General features: G+C 72.2%; 11 protein-coding genes. 10 read left to right on the top strand and 1 reads right to left on the bottom strand.

Annotation, left to right across the window (positions count from 1 at the left end; translation table 11 throughout):
* Positions 1-40 precede the first annotated feature (40 nt).
* From ABTW64_RS08470 to ABTW64_RS08430, 9 genes are all read left to right on the top strand, one after another.
* Positions 41-2104 (top strand): acyl-CoA dehydrogenase family protein, encoded by a 2064-nt coding sequence (locus ABTW64_RS08470; RefSeq protein WP_350621267.1) that lies wholly within the window; start codon positions 41-43, stop codon positions 2102-2104.
* A gap of 123 nt (positions 2105-2227) precedes the next feature.
* A complete protein-coding gene (locus ABTW64_RS08465; RefSeq protein ID WP_350621265.1) occupies positions 2228-8422 on the top strand; it encodes an Ig-like domain-containing protein in 6195 nt (2064 codons plus the stop codon).
* A 43-nt stretch (positions 8423-8465) separates the two neighbouring features.
* Positions 8466-9437, top strand: a complete 972-nt coding sequence (locus ABTW64_RS08460) for an AAA family ATPase (RefSeq protein ID WP_350621263.1) — start codon at positions 8466-8468, stop codon at positions 9435-9437.
* Positions 9438-9477: 40 nt separating this feature from the next.
* Positions 9478-10794, top strand: a complete 1317-nt coding sequence (locus tag ABTW64_RS08455; protein ID WP_350621261.1) for a DUF58 domain-containing protein — start codon at positions 9478-9480, stop codon at positions 10792-10794.
* Positions 10791-13229, top strand: coding sequence for a transglutaminase-like domain-containing protein (locus ABTW64_RS08450; RefSeq protein WP_350621259.1), 2439 nt, complete (start codon positions 10791-10793; stop codon positions 13227-13229). The genes ABTW64_RS08455 and ABTW64_RS08450 overlap by 4 nt, the downstream gene beginning before the upstream one ends.
* A gap of 155 nt (positions 13230-13384) precedes the next feature.
* The gene (locus tag ABTW64_RS08445; protein ID WP_350621257.1) at positions 13385-14860 is read left to right on the top strand and encodes an RDD family protein; all 1476 of its coding nucleotides are present in this window, start codon (positions 13385-13387) and stop codon (positions 14858-14860) included.
* Complete coding sequence (locus tag ABTW64_RS08440; RefSeq protein WP_350621255.1) at positions 14857-15669, top strand: PP2C family protein-serine/threonine phosphatase; 813 nt, start codon at positions 14857-14859, stop codon at positions 15667-15669. Before ABTW64_RS08445 ends, ABTW64_RS08440 begins: the two co-directional genes overlap by 4 nt.
* Positions 15669-17219: an FHA domain-containing protein gene (locus ABTW64_RS08435; RefSeq protein WP_350621253.1), complete on the top strand. Its 1551-nt coding sequence runs from the start codon at positions 15669-15671 to the stop codon at positions 17217-17219. The genes ABTW64_RS08440 and ABTW64_RS08435 overlap by 1 nt, the downstream gene beginning before the upstream one ends.
* The gene (locus ABTW64_RS08430) at positions 17216-18826 is read left to right on the top strand and encodes a serine/threonine-protein kinase (RefSeq protein WP_350621251.1); all 1611 of its coding nucleotides are present in this window, start codon (positions 17216-17218) and stop codon (positions 18824-18826) included. The genes ABTW64_RS08435 and ABTW64_RS08430 overlap by 4 nt, the downstream gene beginning before the upstream one ends.
* A gap of 54 nt (positions 18827-18880) precedes the next feature.
* Here the strand turns inward: ABTW64_RS08430 and ABTW64_RS08425 are convergent, their stop codons facing one another.
* A complete protein-coding gene (locus tag ABTW64_RS08425) occupies positions 18881-19342 on the bottom strand; it encodes a recombinase family protein (RefSeq protein ID WP_350621249.1) in 462 nt (153 codons plus the stop codon).
* A gap of 130 nt (positions 19343-19472) precedes the next feature.
* Between ABTW64_RS08425 and ypfJ the strand changes: the two genes are divergently transcribed.
* Positions 19473-20354 (top strand): KPN_02809 family neutral zinc metallopeptidase, encoded by an 882-nt coding sequence (gene ypfJ, locus ABTW64_RS08420; RefSeq protein WP_350621247.1) that lies wholly within the window; start codon positions 19473-19475, stop codon positions 20352-20354.
* The last annotated feature ends 17 nt before the right edge of the window (positions 20355-20371 follow it).

Genomic DNA, 20371 nt, shown 5'->3' with positions numbered 1-20371 from the left:
CGGCGCGCAACCCACCCCTTCAGCCCATGAGAGGCAGGTCATGGCAGACACCGCTGTTCGCCCGCACGCGTCCGATTCCGAGCGGGGCCACCAGGCTGACGCTCCGAAGCTCGACGTCGCCCTCGTCACCGACAAGCTGCTCGGCACGTGGGGTGACATCCGCCGCCAGGCGCGCGAGATGCTCAAGGACCCCGAATTCTGGCGGGTCGATGGCCTGACGCACCACGAGCACCGTGAGCGCGTCTTCGGCCAGCTCGGCAAGCTCGTGGAGAGCAACGCGATCTCCCGCGCCCTCCCTCCCGAGTACGGCGGCGAGAACAACAACGGCGGCAACCTCGCCAGCTTCGAGGAGCTCGTGCTGGCCGACCCGAGCCTGCAGATCAAGGCCGGCGTGCAGTGGGGCCTGTTCATGTCGGCGATCTACCAGCTCGGCACCAAGAAGCACCACGACAAGTGGCTGCGCGCATGCACGAGCCTCGAGCTGCCCGGCGCGTTCGCGATGACCGAGACGGGCCACGGATCGGATGTCGCCGCCATCGGCACGACCGCCACCTACGACCCTGAGACCGAGGAGTTCGTCATCCACACGCCCTTCCGCGGCGCGTGGAAGGACTACCTGGGCAACGCGGCCGTGCATGGCAAGGCCGCCACGGTGTTCGCGCAGCTCATCACGGGCGGAGTGAACTACGGCGTGCACTGCTTCTTCGTGCCGCTGCGCGACGAGAACGGCGAGTTCCTGCCCGGGGTCGGCGGCGAGGACGACGGCGTCAAGGGCGGCCTGAACGGTATCGACAACGGGCGCCTGCACTTCGACAACGTGCGCGTCCCGCGTGAGAACCTGCTCAACCGCTACGGCGACGTCGCCGCCGACGGCACCTACTCGAGCCCGATCGCGAGCCCCGGCCGACGCTTCTTCACCATGCTCGGCGCGCTCGTTCAGGGCCGCGTGTCGCTCGACGGCGCCGCCACCAACGCGTCGGCCCTGGCGCTGAAGATCGCGGTCACCTACGGCAACCAGCGCCGTCAGTTCGCGGGCGCCACCGGGGCCGAGACCGTGCTGCTCGACTACGGCAAGCACCAGCGCCGCCTGCTGCCGCGCCTGGCCACGACGTACGCCCAGGCGTTCGCGCACGACGAGCTGCTGCGCAAGTTCGACGGCGTGTTCGGCGGTACGACGGACACCGAGCAGAACCGCGAGGACCTCGAGACCCTCGCCGCCGCGCTGAAGCCGCTGTCGACCTGGCACGCGCTCGACACGCTCCAGGAGGCGCGCGAGGCCTGCGGTGGCTCCGGCTACCTGGGCGAGAACCGGCTCGTGAACCTGCGCCAGGACCTCGACGTCTACGTCACGTTCGAGGGTGACAACAACGTGCTGCTGCAGCTGGTCGGCAAGCGCCTGCTGCAGGATTACGCGAAGCAGTTCAAGGGCAAGGACGCCAAGGACCTGGCGGCGTTCGTGGTCGGCCAGACCGCGGGCAAGGTCTTCCATGGCGCGGGTCTGCGTCAGCTGGGGCAGTCGGTCGCCGACCTGGGTCAGGTGGCTCGCTCCGTCGAGCTCGGCCTGCGTGCCAAGGACCAGCACGAGCTGCTGGCCGACCGCGTGCAGCAGATGGTGGCCGACGTGGCGGGGCGCCTGCGCGCCGCGACCAAGCTCGCACCGGAGGCGGCGCAGGAGCTGTTCAACGAGAACCAGGTGGAGCTGCTCGAGGCGGCGCGCGCCCACGCCGAGCTGCTGCAGTGGGAGGCCTTCACCGACGCCGTCGCCTCGATCCAGCACGAGGGCACTAAGCGCGTGCTCGGCTGGCTGCGCGATCTGTTCGGCCTGAGCCTCATCGAGAAGCACCTGTCGTGGCACCTGATGCACGGGCGGCTGTCCAACCAGCGTGCGCTCGCCGTGACCCGCTACATCGACCGCCTGTGCCTGCGCCTGCGCCCCTACGCGCAGGAGCTTGTGGACGCGTTCGGGTTGGAGCCCGAGCACGTGCGAGCGCCCATCGCCTCGGGAGCCGAGAAGCAGCGCCAGGATGCGGCCGCCGCCTACTACGCCGAGCTCGCGGCCAGCGGCGCCGCACCGGTCAAGGAGAAGAAGCCGGCCACACGCTGACGCCTGTCTGCCGAAGGGGCCCGGATCCACGGATCCGGGCCCCTTCGTGCTCTCCTGCCCGCGGCCGGCGTTCAGCGTGCTCACAGCGAGCGTTTAAGATATCGCGCAGGAGTCACCGGGGGGATGGCGATGAAGGCGATGAGCTGGCTGGGCGTGCGACGGCGCACGCTCGCGGGCGCCGCGGTCGTCACCGTCGCGGCCCTCGGCATCGCGACCATGGCGGTCGCCTACGAGGGCAATCCGACCACCGAGCTCGATCTCAACGACGGCTCCGTGTGGATCACCAAGACCGACCAGCAGTTCGTGGGTCACTTCAACGCGCAGTCGCAGGTGCTCGACGGCCGCCTCGCCGCCGGCACGGCCGACTACGACGTGCTCCAGGACGGCGACCACGCATTGGTGGTCGACAGCGGCGACATGACGATCGGCGAGATCGACGCGGCCGCCGTGTCGCTCGCGGACCGGGTGCAGGTGCCTCCGGGCGCGGTCGTCGACTATGCGGCCAACACGGTCGCCATCCTCGACCCCGCGAAGGGAGCCGTGTACGTCGTGCCGCTCGGCGGCGTGCCGTCGTTCGCGATCGCCGAGGCGAAGCCCACGGTCGACAAGCTCGGCGAGAACGTCGCGGTGACGGTGGCACGGGACGGCACCGTCTACGCCGCGTCGCCCTCCCGAGCCGCGCTCTACACCATCCGCGTCTCGCCCGAGGGCGTGGCGGACAAGGACGGCATCTCGCAGGAGAAGCTCGAAGGGGTCGACGAGACGTCGCGGCTGTCGATCACCTCGGTCGCGGATCGCGCGGTGGTGCTGGATGAGACCGCCGGCGCCCTGTTCCTGCCGGGCGCGGAGCCCCTGACGCTGAGCGAGCCGGAGGGCGCGCGCCTCGCGCTGGACGCGGCGGACGGCGACGCCGTCGTCGTGGCCACGCGCACCGAGCTGCTCAGCGTCCCGCTCGACGGCTCGGACCCGGTCGCGACGCCCGCGGGCGCGACGGCGGGCACGCCCGCCGCGCCGGTATGGCTGAACGGCTGCGCGTACGGCGCATGGATGGAGTCGGGCCGGTTCGTGCGCGACTGCATCGGCGAGCAGCACGACCGGGCCATGGCCATCCCCGAATACCGTGCGGGCGGAGAGCTGCGCTTCCGCGTCAATCGCGACGTCGTGATGCTCAACGACGTGCTGACGGGCGGCGCCTGGCTCGCCAGCGACGTGCTCCAGAAGGTCGACAACTGGGACGATCTCACGCCTCCCGAGAGCGAGGACGGCGTCGAGAACCCCGACCCCACCACGGTGCAGGTGCCCGACCCTTCGCCACCGGACCGCGGCCCCGAGAACACTCCGCCGCAGGCGAACTCCGACCGCTTCGGCGTGCGTGCCGGCTCTTCGACGATCCTGCCGGTGCTCAGCGGCTTCGGCCCGGATGGCGAGGGCGCGGACAGCGACGCCGACGGCGACGTTCTGGTCGTGAGCCTCCCGGACGGACCTCCGGCCGGGGTGGACATCCAGCCCGTCAACGACGGATCTGCGCTGCAGATCACCGTGCCGGAGGACGTCACGAGCGTGCCGACGTTCCGCTACGAGGTCAACGACGGGCGCACCGGCGGAACCGCCGAGGCCACGGTGGCGGTCGACGTGAAGCCCGAGAGCGAGAACGCGCCTCCCGCCCAGCTGCGACAGATCGCGGTGCCCGTGGAGAGCGGCAGTTCCGTGACCTACAACGTGCTGCCCGACTGGATCGACCCCGACGGCGACGACATCTACCTGGAGAACGTGTCGCCGGCCGAGGGGGACGAGGCGCAGTTCACGGCAGACGGCCGGATCACCTACCGCGCGGTCTCGGGCAACCAGGGGCCGATCGAGGTCCCGGTCACGGTGTCCGACGGCAGGTCGAGCATGAGCGGCGTGCTGGCGCTCGACGTGCGCGCACCGGATACGTCGCCACCCATCGTCACCGCCGACCATCTCATCGTGCGCGAGGGACAGCAGGGCACCGTCGACCCGCTGGCGAACGATCTGAGCGCGAGCGACGACCCGCTCGAGCTCACCCAGGTGAGCGAGGTGAAGGGCGCCACGATCGTGGCCGACTTCACCGACGACACCTTCACGTTCCAGTCGGGCACGGCGGGCACCTATTACGTCGACTACCTCGCCTCGACCTCCGGCACGCGTCCCGTGCCGGGGCTCGTGCGCGTCGACGTTGTCAAGCCCGCCGAGACCCCGGCGCCTCCCGTCGCGGTGCGCGACGTCGCCCTGCTGCCGCCGGGCGGCGACGCGCTCGTGAACGTGCTCGCGAACGACTCGGATCCCTCCGGCGGCGTTCTGGTCGTGCAGGGAGTGGAGGTGGATCCTGCCAGCGGCGTGTCGGTGTCGGTGCTGGGGCACGAGACGCTGCGCGTGACGGATCAGGGCCTCGCCGGCGACACGGGCCAGATCAAGGTGCGCTACACGATCTCCAACGGCGTCGCGCCCTCGGTCGACGGCGAGGTCGTGGTGATCCCGATGCCCGCCTCCGGCAAGCTTCGCGCGCCGGTCGTGAACGACGACACGGCCATCGTGCGCGTGGGCGACGTCGTCACGATCCCGGTGCTGGAGAACGACTACGACCCGAACGACGACGAGTTCCACCTCGATCCGACCCTGGTCGCGGTGCCGGATGCCGCCGCCGGAGAGGTGTTCGTCTCGCAGGACGACGTGCGGTTCCGCGCCTCCGACCAGCCGGGCACCGTGTACGTGACGTACGCGGCGGTCGACAGCACCGGCCAGCGGGATGCGGCGCAGGTCGCCATCCAGGTGCTGCCGCGCGACGACGAGAACAACAACGCGCCGAACCCGCGGGACGTCGAGGCGCGCACGCTCGAGGGCACGGAGACGACGATCACGATCCCCCTGGATCGCATCGACCCCGACGGCGACTCGGTCGAGCTCGTGGGCCCGGCCTCGGGGCCGAAGCTCGGCTCCATTCTCAAGACGACGGCCAACACGATCGTGTACGAGGCGTTCAAGGGCAAGAGCGGCGTGGACACCTTCGCGTACCGCGTGCGTGACGGATTCGGCGCGGAGGCGACCGCGTCGATCCGCGTGGGCATCGCACCGAAGGCCACGCAGAACCAGCCGCCCTTCGCGGTGCGCGACAGTCTCGCGATGCGCCCCGACCGCGAGGTCGCCGCGCCGGTGCTCGACAACGACTCCGATCCCGACGGCGAGAAGGTCGGCCTGGTGCAGGGTGACGACAGCGTCATCCTGGCCGAGGACGCGGGCATCGAGGCAGAGGCGCTGGGCAATCGCCTGATCGTGCGGTCTCCGGATCAGGAGCTCGAGACGTCGCTGCAGTACACGATCGAGGACGAGCGCGGGGCGCAGGCCCGGGGAGTGCTGCAGATCACGGTCGACGACGAGGTGCCGCTGCAGCCGCCCGTCGCCCGCGACGACTTCGTGCTGATCGAGGACGTCACAGAGGACGAGACGGCGGATGTCGTGCTGCTGGAGAACGACGAGGATCCGGACGGCACGGCGGAGGCGCTCGAGCTCGAGCTGGAGCCCGACGAGGGCGCCCGCCTCGTCGGCGACGGCACGGTGCGCGTCGACATCGCCGAGAAGCGCCGCCTGATCGGCTACACGGTCACGGATCAGGATGGGCAGACCGCGAAGGCGTTCATCCACGTGCCGGGCGAGGAGGACCTGCGCCCCACGCTCATCAGCACGGAGCCGGCGGTCGTAAAGAGCGGCGAGCGGATCGACCTCCCCCTCGCCGACTATGTCAAGACCGCCAGCGGCAGGCCGGTGCGGATCACGGAGGCGGAGAAGGTCACGTCGGGCCACGGCGACGGCTCGTCGCTCGTGATCGACCAGAGCACGCTCACGTACACCTCCGAGTACCGCTACTTCGGGAACGACGCCGTCACCTTCGAGGTGACGGACGGCTCGGGACCGGACGATCCGAACGGGCGCGTGTCGACCCTGTCGATCCCGATCCTGGTCACATCGCCCGACAACGAGGCGCCCGAGATGTCCGGCGCGTCCGTGCGGGTCGGCGCGGGCGACAGCGAGCCCGCAACGGTCGATCTCGCCGGACTCGCCTCCGACATCGACGAGGATCCGCTGCGGTTCGAGGTCGTCGAGGAGCCTGCGGGACTGCAGGCCCAGGTCGTGGACGGCGGCACTCTCAGCGTGACGGCGGATGCCGACCAGAAGGGGACGGTCGCGGATGTCACGGTCATGGTCGACGACGGCCAGGACAACCCCCGCCAGCCGGAGCCGGTCACCGCGCGCATCCAGGTGACCGTGACGGCATCCACCCGCGAGATGCCCGTGGCGACCGACGACACCTATGCCGAATGGAACCAGGGCGAGACGCTCACCGCCGAGGTGCTGCGCAACGACGTCAACCCGTTCGCGGCGGAGGGCGAGCCCCTCACCGTGACCGGCGCCGTGCTGGAGACCGGGGCGCCCGGCGACGCCCGCGTCGAGTTCACCGATTCGAGCGTGAAGGTCACGCCGGCCGGTGACTTCCACGGCCGCCTCGTCGTGGCCTACACCGTGCAGGATGCCACGGGGGACCCCGAGCGCACGGCCGAGGCGCGCGTCTACGTGACGGTGCAGGGCCGGCCCGACATGCCGGGGAAGCCGACGGTGTCGAGCGTGCAGAGCCGCCAGGTCACCCTGTCGTGGGAGCCGCCGCCGGACAACGGTGCGCCGATCACCGAGTACCAGGTGACGGCTGTGAAGGGCGGAGAATACGAGACCACGTGCCCCGAGACCACCTGCACGTTGACCGGGCTGACCAACAACGTCACGTACCAATTCACGGTGACGGCCGTGAACCGTGTCGGGCCGTCCGATCCGTCGCCCGCGAGCCAGGACGCCCGCCCCGACGTGCGGCCCGAACGCCCGGTCGCGCCGCAGCTGCCGCAGTTCCGTGACAGCGGCCTGCTCGTCAGCTGGACGGCGCCGCGCACCGAGGGATCGCCGATCGAGAAGTACGAGCTGGAGATCACCCCGGCTCCGCCGAGCGGCGTGAACACGAAGACGGTCCCGGCAGGCACGACCCAGGTGTGGTGGGACGGCCTGGTCAACGGCACCGCCTACACCGTGCGCGTGCGCGCGCACAACAAGGCGCCGGATCCGTCGGAGTGGAGCCCGCAGTCGGGCACGAACATCCCGGCGAAGCCGCCCGTCGCGCCGGCGGCGCCGACCGCGAAGCGGCAAGGGTCCATCGGCCCGGCCGTGGGCGGTGTCGAGGTGTCCTGGCCCGCGGTGGAGGGCCCCGACGCGGGCGGAGACGCGGTCGATCAGTACGAGGTGAAGACGTTCCGGGGCGGACAGCCGTACGGCGACGTGCACACCACCTCCGGCACGCGCTTCGTCGCGTCGCTGCCTGCCGCGAACTCCGACTACACGTTCACGGTGCGCGCGCGGAACAAGGCCGGCTTCGGCGGGTGGAGCGCAGCGAGCGCTCCGCTGCGTCAGTTCACCTCGCCGACCCAGCCCGGCACGCCGTCGGTCCAGCCCGGCGACCGCCAGGTGAGGGCATCGTGGAGCGCCGCGACCGCCGAGGGCAGCACCGACATCCGCTACCAGTACAGCGTCAACGGCGGTGGCTGGCAGGACGCCGGCGCCAATACGAGCGCGACGATCGGCGGGCTCGCCAACGGCACGACGTATCGCGTCGCGGTGCGCGCCTACGCGGTCGCCAACGGCACGCAGTCGGAGCCGGGGCCCGCCTCGGCCCAGTCGGCGGCGGTCGTGCCCTTTGGGCCGCCGCGCGCCCCGAAGGCGACGGCCACCCGAAGCGCGAACGGCCAGCAGGTCACCTGCGCCTGGGACGCGCGCGCGTCGGAGAACGGCCGACCCATCACCGTGCAGGCCCGGTTCTTCGACGGCAACGGCTGGCAGAACGTCGCCAAGAGCGGATCGCGGGTCTGCGCCAACGGGTACAGCCAGTCGGGGCAGGTCGAGGTGAGGGTCACGGCGTCCGAGGGCGGCACGGCGAGCGCGCTGTCGCCCAAGGTCACGACGATCGATCGCCCGGCCACGGCGACGGCGTCGTACGTGCCCACGTCCGTGGCGAACCCGAACGGGGTCGTCGCCGGCTGCACCAACACCTGCCGGTACCTTCAGCTGAACTACCAGAACTTCCCGAGCGGCACCTACAGCGTGGCGTGCCAGGAGCGCGATCCCACATGGCACACGTTCTCGACGTGGAACGGCCGCCTCGGCGGCTCGGGAAGCGCGCGCCTGACGTGCGCGTACGGGTACGCCAATCAGGTGCGCCTCGTCGTGACCGGCAACGGCGTGAACATCGACGCATACATCGACTAGTCGCGGCCCCGCGGCGCGCAGCACTCACGAGAAGGACGAACGCATGACGATGACCCCCGAACAGGCGGCCTGGTTCCAAGGCACCTTCGGGCGCCTGGTCGACAACGTCGACAAGGCGCTCATGGGCAAGCGAGAGGTCGTGAGCCTCGTGCTGGCCGCGATGCTCGCCGAGGGCCACGTGCTGCTCGAGGATGCTCCGGGCACGGGCAAGACGAGCCTGGCGAAGGCGCTGGCCGCCACCGTGCAGGGCACGTCGAGCCGCATCCAGTTCACGCCCGATCTGCTTCCGAGCGACGTCACGGGCGTGACGATCTACGACCAGAAGAATCACTCGTTCGAGTTCCACCGCGGTCCGGTGTTCGCGTCGATCGTGCTGGCGGATGAGATCAACCGCGCCTCTCCCAAGACGCAGTCCGCGCTGCTCGAGGTCATGGAGGAGTCTCGCGTCACGGTCGACGGCACGCCGCACGAGGTGGGCCGCCCGTTCCTGGTGATCGCGACGCAGAACCCGATCGAGCAGGCGGGGACCTACAAGCTCCCCGAGGCGCAGCTCGACCGCTTCCTGGTGAAGACGTCGATCGGCTATCCGACCCTCGAGGTCACCGAGCGCATCCTGGCCGGGTCGGCGGAGCGCAACCCGTCGGCGCACCTGAGCGCGATCATCACGACCGCGGCGGTGTCGGACATGGCCGATCTGGCCGCGACCTCGCACGTCGAGCCGGCCGTGCTGCGCTACGCCGCCGAGCTGGCCGAGGCGACCCGCGGCGACCGCGACACGCGCCTCGGCGTGTCGGTGCGCGGCGCCATCGCGATGGTGCGGCTCGCCAAGGTGTGGGCCGCGGCCCAGGGCCGGCACTACGTGATCCCCGACGACATCAAGGCGCTCGCGCAGCCCGTGTGGGCGCACCGCCTGGTGATGGACCCGGAGGCCGAGTTCGTCGGCACGACGCCCGAGACGGTGATCGAGCGCGTGCTCGAGCAGGTGGCCGCGCCGCAGAGCCGCGCGGCCGTCTGACGACCCGAGCAGGATGATCCGGACCACGACGAGCTGACCCATGACGACCGCCCCCGATACCGAGGCCGCCCCGGCAGGCCCCGCCGACGCGCCCGCCGCGGTGCCCCTGCGCGTCGGAGACCCCGCATCCCCGGCGCCCGAGCAGGCGAGCTGGCGCGAGGTCGCGCTCTACGCGCTGGGCCGCGTGGGGGTCGCGCTGCGCCGGGCGGCGGGCATCGTGCGTCCGATCGGCTGGGTGCTCATCGGCATGGCGGCGCTGCTGTGGATCGTGGGCCCGTGGCTGGGATGGCGTGAGATCACGGTCGCGGCCGTGATCTCGACGACGGTGCTCGTGCTCTGCCTGCTGTTCCTGATCGGGCGCACGACGTACGACGTGCGCCTCGACCTCACGCGCACGCGCGTGGTCGTCGGGGAGCGCGCCGTGGGAGCCCTGACGCTCGCGAACTCGGGGCAGCGGGCCATCCTGCCGTCGCGCGTGGTGCTGCCCGTCGGGCCCGGTCGAGGGGTGTTCGGTGTGAAGCGCCTCGCGCCCGGCGAGGAGGCCGAGGAGCTCTTCGCGATTCCGACCACGCGCCGCGCCGTGCTGCCCGTGGGGCCGGTCAGCATCGTCCGCGGCGATCCGCTCGGACTCTTCGAGCGGGTCGACAGCCGCGACGAGCCGGTCGACCTGTATGTGCACCCGCGCACCGTCCGCTTCGACGGCCAGTCGCTCGGCTTCGTCCGTGACCTGGAGGGGATGACCTCGCGGGACCTGGCACGGGATGACATCGCGTTCCACGCCCTCTCGGAGTACCAGGCAGGCGACGACCTGCGCCACGTGCACTGGCGGTCGACAGCGCGCACGGGCACGCTCATGATGCGCACGTACGAGCAGACGCGGCGGTCGCACTTCGTGATCGCGCTGTCGACCCTCCCGGGAGAGTACGCGGCGCCCGAGGAGTTCGAGCTCGCGATCTCGGCGGCCGGCTCGCTCGGCCTGCGGGCGCTGCGCGACTCGTATCGCGTGGACATCCGCACGCAGAGCGGCAAGCTGCGCAGCGAGACGCAGAAGCACCTGCTCGACGCGCTGGCGGGCGTGGGAGAGACCAGACCGCGCGACGGCGGCACCGCCGCTCTGGCGGGCACGATCGCGGCGACGGTGCCGGCGGCCAGCGTGGTCGTGATCGTCTGCGGCAGCCGTCTCGGCGCGGCGCAGCTGCAGGCGGCGATCGCACGGATCCCGGTCGGCTCGCGCGTGCTGGCGGTCGTCGCGGCGCTGGGCGAGGAGGCGGGGCGGCGACGGATCGGCGACGCCGACGTCGTGACGATCGGCGAGCTCGAGCATCTGCCCCCGTCGCTGCGGAGGGTTCTCGGATGACCGCCGCGACCATGCCGGAGACGGCGCCTGCAGAGGCGCGTGCCAAGACGCCCACGCGCCGCTCGGCCCGTGCGACCGGGGCGCCCGCACTCGAGCCCCGTCGCTGGGCGCTCGACCTGGGGGCCGTGGCGCTGCTGCTGCTCGTCGCGGTGATCGGCTTCTGGCCCACGTTCGACAGCCCGGTCGTGCTGCTGCCGGGCCTGGGCGGCCTGGCCCTCGGGCTCGGCATCGCGGCCCTGGGCGCACTGCGTCGTTGGAGCGTCCTGCTGCTGGCGGCGGCCGTCGTGGTGGCGTATTTCGTCTTCGGCGGGCTGTTCGCGCTGCCGCACACGGCCATCCTGGGCGTCATCCCGAGCCTGGAGACGGCGCAGAAGCTCGCGCTCGGCGTGGTGACGTCGTGGAAGTCGCTGCTGACGACCGTGACGCCTGTCGCTGCGGGAGACGGCCACCTGATCGTGCCGTTCCTGCTGCTGCTCGTGTTCGCGGTCGTGGCCGGGAGCCTCGCGCTGCGCGTCTCGCCTCCGGCGTGGGCGCTGCTGCCCGTCGCGGCGTGCGTCGCGCTGCAGATCGCCCTGGGCACGTCCGAGCCCGCCGCCCCGGTCGCCCAGGGCATCCTGCTCGCGGTGGGCGCCATCGTGTGGATCGCGCTGCGCGAGGCATGGGCGCCGACGCGCAGCGCCATCGCGGTGTCCTCGTCCGACGACGAGCCCACCGAGGACCGGGCGCACCTGGTCCGGCGCGTGGCGTCGGCCGGTGGCGTGCTCGCGATCGCGGCCGTCGTGGGCGGCGCCTCGACGCTGCTCGCGCCTCCCCACGAGGTGCGCTATGTCATCCGCGACGTGATCATCCCGCCCTTCGACATCCGGCAGTTCCCCAGCCCCCTGCAGGACTTCCGGATCTACGTGGACGAGTACGCCGAGAAGGAGCTCTTCACGGTGACCGGGCTGCCGGAGGGCGCGCGCGTGCGTCTCGGCACGATGGATGCGTACTCGGGTGTGGTCTACAACGTGTCGGACGCGTCGAGCGCCTTCACCCCGCTGCGGTCGAACATGGCCGTCGGCGTCGACGGCGAGCGCGCCGAGGTGCATGTCGAGATCGGCGAGTACGCGGACGTCTGGCTGCCGGATGCGGGAGACGTCGACTCGCTGGAGTTCGAGGGCCCCGGGGCGGAGGAGCTGCGGCGGGCGACGTACTACAACCCCGCGACCGGCACGGGCGTGGTCACCCGCGGGCTGAAGGAGGGCGACGCCTACACGTTCACGACCGTCGTGCCGCCCGAGCCGGGGGAGGCGGCGCTCGCGGAGGACCGCTTCGCCCGGGTCGAGATCCCGAAGCCGAACGCCGTGCCCGAGAAGCTGCGCGAGCTCGCCGCCGACGCGATCTCGGAGGCGAAGGCCTCGACCCCGTTCGAGAAGGTGCAGGCCCTCAGGACCTTCCTCGTGGAAGCCGGCTTCTTCAGCCATGGACTCGAGGAGGGCGAGTACTCGCCCTCGGGGCACGGCTCCGCGCGTCTGGCCGGGATGGCGGCCGCCGAGCAGATGGTGGGCGACGACGAGCAGTACGCGGCCCTGATGGCCCTCATGGCCAACGAGGTGGGCATCCCCGCGCGCGTCGTCATGGGCTTCCACGCGGAGGGCGATGCGGGCGGGACGTTCACGGCGACCGGCGACAACCTGCATGCCTGGGTGGAAGTGGCCTTCGAGAAGGCCGGATGGGTCGCCGTCGACCCGACGCCGGACGAGGACAAGGAGCCCAAGGACCAGACCACGAAGCCGAAGACCGACCCGCAGCCCATGCCGCTGCAGCCCCCGCCCCCGCCCAAGGAGGACGCGGACGAGCCGCCGCTCGTGCCCGACGACCGCGAGGCCGAGGACGAAGCGGAGCCGCTGCCGGGCTACCTGGCGCTGATCCTCGCGATCGGCGGCATCAGTCTCGGCACGATCGCGCTGATCCTGGCCCCGTTCGTGATCATCGGCGGGCTCAAGGCCGCGAAGCGGCGCAAGCGGCGCGAGGCCGCTGCCCCCGCCGACCGCATCAGCGGCGGCTGGGACGAGCTGATGGATCGGGCGGTCGACTTCGGCCGCGGTGTCCCCGTGGGCGGCACGCGGTACGAGCAGTCCGCGCAGCTGGTCGCTACCCTCGAGGAGCCGCGGGTCGCGAGCCTGGCGGTGCGCGCCGACGCCGACGTGTTCGGCCCGGGGGAGCCGACCGCGGAGGAGATCGAGGCCTTCTGGGCCGAGGTCGACGGAGTGGTCGGGGGCATGAGCAGCAGGGCGTCGCTGTGGCAGCGCCTGCGGGCGCGGCTGAACCTGCGCTCGCTGCTGCAGAGCGGCGGCCTCGCGAGCCGCATCCGCGCTCTGCGGGAGACGGTCACGGTCCAGCGGGCCGCGGCGGGCCGCGCGCTCGCCGGCGCGACGCCGCGGAAGAAGGGCTGAGGCACGCTCGTGGGGCTGTTCTCCCCGTTGCCGCCGCCTCTCGGCTGCCGCCACTCTTGGGAAGATACGTCTGGGGAAGATACGAGGGCGCGACGGTCACGCGCTCGCACCTCAGACGGCCGCGCGCACACGCTGGCTGGGAAGGACACGCCGACATGACGACGCCGAACCCGTACGGAGCTCCCGGGGCGCAGCCCGCTCCCGGTTCCTTCCCCGCACCCGCGCAGGGGCACGGCGGCGTGTCCGCCGGTCATCCGGCTGCGAGCGCACCGCAGGATGCCGCCTTCCCCGGGTGGCTCTCGTCGCAGCACACGCAGCAGCCCGTCCCGCAGCACGCGCCGGCGCCGGGCGCTGCCCAGCCGGCTTCGGGACCCCTGCCGGGAAGGCCGGCACGGCTCGGGCGGAGGGCGGCCGCCTATGCGATCGACATCGCCATCCCGGTGCTGGGCGTGGCCGTGCTGGTGCTGATCGGCGCGCTTCTCGTCGATGCGGTCGGGCCCGTCGTCGGGATCCTGTTCGCGCTGCTCGCGTGGGCGCTCGGCATCGGATGGTGGTTCGTGTGGACTGCGATGCAGGGCGGCCCCCATGGATCCATCGGCATGCGGCTCATGCAGCTGCGACTCGTGCGCCTGGAGACGGGGGCGCCTCTGGGCTTCGGCGGCGCGTTCATCCGCAACCTCATCTGGGGTCTGGCCGGCAGCATCATCGTGGGCTACTTCTCGGTGTTCTTCGACAAGTCGGGCCGCCGGCAGGGCTGGCACGACCTGGTGGCCCACGCGTTCATGACGGATGTCCGCGGTGAGGCGGGGGAGGGCGCATCCTCGTCCGTGCCCGCGGGAGGGCACGCTCCCGCGGCGCCGCCCGTGCCCGTGTCCCCGGTGAACCCGGCGTACGGTGCGGCGACGATCGCCGGCGCTCCTGGCCTCCCGGCGATGCCGCCGCGTCCGCCGCTGCCGCCGCAGCCCGCTGCCGGCGCCGTCACGCCGGCCACCGGGCCGTCGGATCCCGGCACGAACGCGACCGGTGTGCCCTCGTCTGTGCCGCCTGCATTCGTGCCGCCGGCTCCGCCGGTCGCCCCGGCGCCGCCCGCCGCTCCGTCGTTCGCCCAGCCCCCCGCGGCCGCCGGCGACGACGCGCTCATCGCCTTCGTGCCGGGGATCACGCAGGATCCGCCGTCCGGCCCCGTGGCGCCGCCCGCACCGCCCGCGACCTCCGACCTGGACGAGGACACCGTGCTCGTGCGCCCCGAGCCCGAGCCCGAGCCCGACATCGAGGACACGCGGATCGTCGCCCCGAAGCCCTCGGCCATGCTCGAGTGGGACGACGGCTCCCGGCACTCGGTTCTGCGTCGCACGCTCTTCGGGCGCAACCCCGCGGCGGAGGAGGGTGTCGACACGGTGGCGGTGCGCGACGAGACCCTGTCGCTGTCGAAGACGCACTTCGAGATCGACGTGACCGTCGAGGGGGCGTTCGTGACCGATCGGCACTCGACGAACGGCGTCACCGTGGTGCGCGCGGGGCAGCGGATCGAGGCGAAGCCGGGCGAGCGCATCCTGCTCGAGCAGGATGACGCGCTCGAGATCGGCGAGCGGATCGTCACGGTCAAGACCGCCGGCCGTCGCGGCGCATGACGGGTCCGATCGTCGCGCTGAGCGGCGCGGCCACCGACGCGGGACTGCGGCGGACCCTGAACGAGGACTCGTTCTTCTCGGTGTCGCCGCTGTTCCTGGTGGCCGACGGGATGGGCGGGCACGACCGCGGCGAGATCGCGTCAGCCGCCGCCATCGCGCAGTTCGCCCCGTACGCGGGTCGCGGCAGCCTGACGATCGAGGAGGTTCGCGAGGCGCTGGCACGGGCCCGCGAGAGCGTCGAGAACCTCTCGGCGGGGTCGGAGAGCGGGGCCGGGACGACGCTCACCGGCGTGGTGATCGCGGATGTCGCCGGCGAGGGCTACTGGCTGGCCGTGAACCTCGGCGACTCGCGCACCTACCGGTTCGCCGGCGGACGACTGGAGCAGATCAGCGTGGATCACTCGGTGGTGCAGGAGCTGCTCGACCGGGGAGAGCTCACGCCGGAGGAGGCGGCGCACGACAGGCGTCGCAACGTCATCACGCGTGCGCTCGGCGCCGGCAGCGTGGGCGAGGCGGACTACTGGATGCTTCCGGCCGCCGAAGGGGATCGCATCCTGGTGTGCTCGGACGGGCTGAGCGGCGAGCTGTCCGCGGAGCGCATCCGCACGATCCTCAGTGTCGAGGCGCATCCGCAGGCCGCCGCGAGCCGCCTCGTGCACGAGGCCGTGCTGCACGGCGGGCGTGACAACGTCACCGCGGTGGTGGTCGACGCCGTCTCGGTCGCGCGCCGCGGTGCGAGCGTCGACACCGACGAGGACGACATCGACGCGGACACGCTGCCGCGTGAGCCGGTGGGAGGGGTGCGCTGATGCGCGTGACATACGAGCCCGGAGGCATGCTCGCGATCGTCGCCGACGACGGGGTCGCGGTGCTTCCCGCCGGACTGCCCCAGGAGCGGATCGACGACGTGTGGGAGGGGCTCGACTCGGGTGACGGGGTCGAGGCCGTGCTGCAGGCGCTGTCGCAGGCGTCCGGCCCGGCCGCCTCGGCGATGCCGCCCTTCGCGATCGCGCTGCTGCAGGGAGAGGCCGTGCGCACGGCGGTGCGCGGCGATCTGCAGGTGACGATCGAGACGCTCGCCGGCGAGGAGACACTCATCGACGACGGCACGAGCGGGGCCTGGACCATGCGGCTCGTGGACGACGCGCTGGCGGTGCGCGTGCGGCCCGGCACGAGCCGTCCGGCGGCGGCGTCCGAGCTGCCCATCGCCTCGGGTGCCGTGCTCGCGGCCGGCGTCTACGCGGTGTTCTTCGAGCCCGAGTTGGTCGACCCCGAGTTCTTCGCGCCCGAGTTGTTCGAGCCCGAGCCGGACACGGACGCGATGGGCCCGGTAGGGGCATCGCGGTCCGGGGGAGACGACGCGCCGGACGCGCCCGTGCCCGACGACGTCGTGCGTGCAGCGCCCGAGGAGACGCTGATGCCGCCGGCGGGCGACGAGCAAGACGCCCTGGCGCCGCGGGAGACGCCCGTGTCCCCGGAGACGCCCGTGACGCAGGAGACGCCTGTGTCGGAGGAGACGCCTGTGCCACAGGAGACGCTCGACCCGCCGTCGGTGTCGGGTCCCCTCGCACCGCTTCTCCTCGAGCCCCTCACCGACGGCCGAGACGCGCCGCCGCTGGGCGATCACGACGGCGAGACCATCACGGCCGAGCAGTTCGCGCTCCTGCGCGCACAGGTCGCCGAGACACAGGCCGCCGAAGCGCAGGCCGCCGAGGCGCGGGCCGCGGGGCCTGCCGCGGAGGGAGACCACGACGGCGCCACGATCACCTTCGCCGAGGCGCAGCGCCTGAGGTCGGAGTCCCAGGCGGGGCCTCGGCGCACGAGCGGCGAGACCGCGGAAGTGCCCCTCGACGAGGTGCCGTTCCCGGTCGAGGAGGGGATGTCGGCGACCGCCGCGCCCGTCGGGGCGCCGCCGGTCGCGCGCCTGGACCCGCCCGTGCCTCCGCCTCCGCCCCCGGCGCCGCCGTCGTCGCCGTTCGCGCCCGGTGCGACGTCGACGCGCTCGCGCGGGCGCATCCGGCTGTCCACGGGCGAGAGCGTCGAGCTGGATCGCCCGGTGATCGTCGGTCGTCGACCGCGCTCCTCCCGCACCACGGGTGCCGACATGCCGCGCCTGGTCGCGGTCGAGAGTCCGCAGAACGACATCTCACGCAACCACGTCGAGATCGCCTCCGACGGCGAGACCGTCGTGGTGACCGACCTGCACACGACCAACGGCACGGTGCTGCGCCGCGCGGGCCGGGCGGGCGCGTCCGCGGAGCCGGTGCGTCTGCACCCGGGAGAGCAGACCGTCGTGGTCTCCGGAGACATCGTCGACATCGGCGACGGCGTGACCATCGCGTTCGAGGAGCTGCCGTGAACCAGCGTCGCCCACCCGCACCGCCACCGCAGCTGCCGGGCTTCACCCACCTGGAGCTGCTCGGCTCGGGCGGCTTCGCCGACGTGTTCCTCTACGAGCAGGAGCTGCCGCGACGCCGGGTCGCGGTGAAGGTGCTGCTGCCGGAGCGGATCTCGACGTCGGCCGCGCAGTTCACGGCCGAGGCGAACGTGATGGCGATGCTCTCGACGCATCCCGCCATCGTCACGATCTACCAGGCCGGCATGTCCTCCGATGGCCGTCCGTACCTCGTGATGGAGTACTGCCCGCGCCCGAACCTGCAGGCGCGCTATCGGCGCGAGCCGTTCTCGGTGGCCGAGGCGCTGCGTGTGGGCATCCAGGTGGCGGCGGCCGTCGAGACGGCGCATCGCGCGGGCGTCCTGCATCGCGACATCAAGCCCGCCAACATCCTGGTCACCGAGTACAACCGCCCCGCGCTCACCGACTTCGGCATCGCATCGACGTCGCAGAGCGGCACCGAGAGCACGGGCATGTCGATCCCGTGGTCGCCGCCCGAGGCGTTCGCCGCCGGATCGTCGGGCGCCGGCGGCCCCCGTATCGACGTGTATCAGCTCGGGGCGACGATCTACACGCTGCTGGCGGGCCGGTCGCCGTTCGAGGTGCCGGGGCAGCGCAACGGCAGCGCGGAGCTGATCGAGCGCATCGAGCGGATGCCGCTGCCGCGCATCGACCGTCCCGACATGCCGCCGTCGCTGTACGCGGTGCTGGCGCGCGCCATGGCGAAGGACCCGGCTGATCGGCACCCCAGCGCGGTGGCGTTCGCGCGAGCGCTGCAGAAGGTGCAGATCGAGCTCGCGCACTCGGTGACGCCGATCGACATCCTCGACGAGAACCCGCTGGATGCCGCACCCGAGGACGACGACGGCGGTCTCACGCGCGTGCGCGGGATCATGAACATCGCGCCCGTCGAGACGGCCACGCGTCCCTCCGCGACGACCGCTCGCGTCGCGCCCCCGTACGTGCCGGCACCGGACGTCGCGCCCGATGACGACGCGACGGTACTGCGCGGACCGCGGGTGGTGGAGCCGGTCGACGATGCCACCGTGCTGCGCGCTCCGGTGGCATCCGGTGCTCCGACGCAAGGGACGACGCAAGGGCCGGCGCAGGGGTCGGGGCAGGACGCAGCCACGACGGCCGGGGCGTCGCCCGAGCGGGGGCGTCGTTGGCCGGCGATCGTCGCCGCCTCCGTGGTGGGAGTGGCCCTGGTGGGCATCGCGGCCGCGAGCCTGTCGGGGCTGATCTCGCCGGAGCCCGAGCCCACCGAGACCGCGCCCGTGGTGGCGCCTCAGGACCCGCTGAGCGACCCCGTGCCCATGGTCACCGACGGGCGCGGCGTCATCCAGGGCGACTCGGCGGTCTTCACGTGGAGCAATCCCGATCCCGAGGACGGCGATCGCTACCAGTGGCACCGCAACGCGCTCTCGGGCCCCGGCCCCGTGCAGTCGACGCAGGAGCCCACCGTGACGGTGCCGGTCGACGGCGCCGAGCAGGTGTGCATCGACGTGACGCTCGTGCGTGGCGACGGCCGCTTCACCGACGAGGCTGTCACCATCTGCGCGCCGGAGTGATCCCCGCCGGCGGCGGCGAGATCCAGTCGGGGCGAGCCCCAGACGGCGGTTCGATCAGGCCGCAGGGGCGGCATCGAGGTGCCGCGCTCCATGCGACAGCACCTTCACGACCACGCCGCGGCGGGTCAGCGCCGTGACGGCGCGGGCACCCTCGTCGGCGTTGCGACCGAGGGCCTGCACGTTCGTGACGACCAGCACATCGCCCGGCTTGAACGTGTCGAAGAGGCGCGTGAGACGCTGCTCCCAGGTCTCGAGGATCTCGGGAGCCGGATGACGGAAGCCCTCGATCGGCACGCCGAAGCGCGTGAGATCCTCGCGCTGCTGCACGATCGACGGCATGTCGTCGCGCGAGACCACGAGGCCCACGAGGCGCGATCCGGCCGGGCGCGCGAGCCACCAGTCGCGGTCACGCTGCAGCTCGGTGAAGCACTGCGGGCACTCGACGGCCGCGTGCGGCAGGTGCAGCGGTGCGGTGTCGGCCCTCGTCGTCTCCGGCTCCTGCACGATCTCCCCCACGGCGGCCCCCTTTCGTCCCGTCCTATTCTGCCGCGCGATCTCACGCGTCAGCTACACGCGAGCTACACCAGCGCATACGTCCGTGCCTAGCCCCGCTTCGATCTGCGCACCGCCGCGTTAGCGTGTCGACATGACATTCAATGAGAACGCGAATGTCGGGAACAGCGGTGCCCGACGACGTGGTCGGACGGCCGCCATCGCCGGTGGCGGCGGCGTCGGCGTCCTGGGCATCGCGGTGCTGCTGATCAGCGCGTTCACCGGTCAGGATCTCAGCGGGCTGCTCGGAATCACGGGCGGCGGCGGACAGCAGATCGGCTCGGGCGAGTCGACGCTCATCGAGGGGTGCGAAACCGGCCGCGACGCAAACGAGAAGGACGACTGCCGCCTGGTGTTCGGCGCGGAGGCGATCGACCAGTTCTGGGGCGAGACGCTGCAGGGCTACCGCGAGCCGCAGCTGATCATCGTCGACGGCGCGACGTCGTCGCAGTGCGGCACGGCCTCGAACGCGACGGGGCCGTTCTACTGCCCGCCCGAGGAGACGGTGTACGTCGATCCGACGTTCTTCGGGCTGCTGCGGTCGCAGTACGACGCGACGGCCGGATCGCTCGCGCAACTGTACGTGCTGGCGCACGAGTACGGGCACCATGTGCAGAACCTGACGGGCGTGTTCCAGGACCATCCGAACAACGGCACCGGACCCGACAGCAACGGCGTGCGCACCGAGCTGCAGGCCGACTGCTACGCGGGCGCCTGGGTCGCGGCCATGACGCAGCAGGAGGACGCCGACGGCGACCCCTACCTGCAGCCGCCCACGCCGCAGCAGATCGCCGACGCGCTCAACGCCGCAGCGGCCGTGGGCGACGACCACATCCAGGAGCAGGCGACCGGCACGGTCAACCCCGAGAGCTGGACGCACGGGTCCAGCGAACAGCGTCAGCGCTGGTTCGACACGGGGCGCGAGGGCGGCGTGAACGCGTGCGACACGTTCTCGGTGCCGGGAAGCGCGCTCTGACATGCGCGGCCGGGCCG

Source organism: Microbacterium sp. NPDC096154, assembly GCF_040302945.1.
In the GTDB taxonomy this organism is placed as follows: Bacteria; Actinomycetota; Actinomycetes; order Actinomycetales; family Microbacteriaceae; genus Microbacterium.
The sequence above is the reverse complement of the archived record's forward strand: the minus strand, read 5'-3'. Positions and strand labels throughout refer to the sequence as shown.

Excerpts from the sequence above, each read along its gene's own strand:
- ABTW64_RS08470 (WP_350621267.1), top strand. The coding sequence starts at position 41 with ATGGCAGACACCGCTGTTCGCCCGCACGCGTCCGATTCCGAGCGGGGC.
- ABTW64_RS08465 (WP_350621265.1), top strand. The coding sequence starts at position 2,228 with ATGGCGATGAAGGCGATGAGCTGGCTGGGCGTGCGACGGCGCACGCTC.
- ABTW64_RS08460 (WP_350621263.1), top strand. The coding sequence starts at position 8,466 with ATGACGATGACCCCCGAACAGGCGGCCTGGTTCCAAGGCACCTTCGGG.
- ABTW64_RS08455 (WP_350621261.1), top strand. The coding sequence starts at position 9,478 with ATGACGACCGCCCCCGATACCGAGGCCGCCCCGGCAGGCCCCGCCGAC.
- ABTW64_RS08450 (WP_350621259.1), top strand. The coding sequence starts at position 10,791 with ATGACCGCCGCGACCATGCCGGAGACGGCGCCTGCAGAGGCGCGTGCC.
- ABTW64_RS08445 (WP_350621257.1), top strand. The coding sequence starts at position 13,385 with ATGACGACGCCGAACCCGTACGGAGCTCCCGGGGCGCAGCCCGCTCCC.
- ABTW64_RS08440 (WP_350621255.1), top strand. The coding sequence starts at position 14,857 with ATGACGGGTCCGATCGTCGCGCTGAGCGGCGCGGCCACCGACGCGGGA.
- ABTW64_RS08435 (WP_350621253.1), top strand. The coding sequence starts at position 15,669 with ATGCGCGTGACATACGAGCCCGGAGGCATGCTCGCGATCGTCGCCGAC.
- ypfJ (WP_350621247.1), top strand. The coding sequence starts at position 19,473 with ATGACATTCAATGAGAACGCGAATGTCGGGAACAGCGGTGCCCGACGA.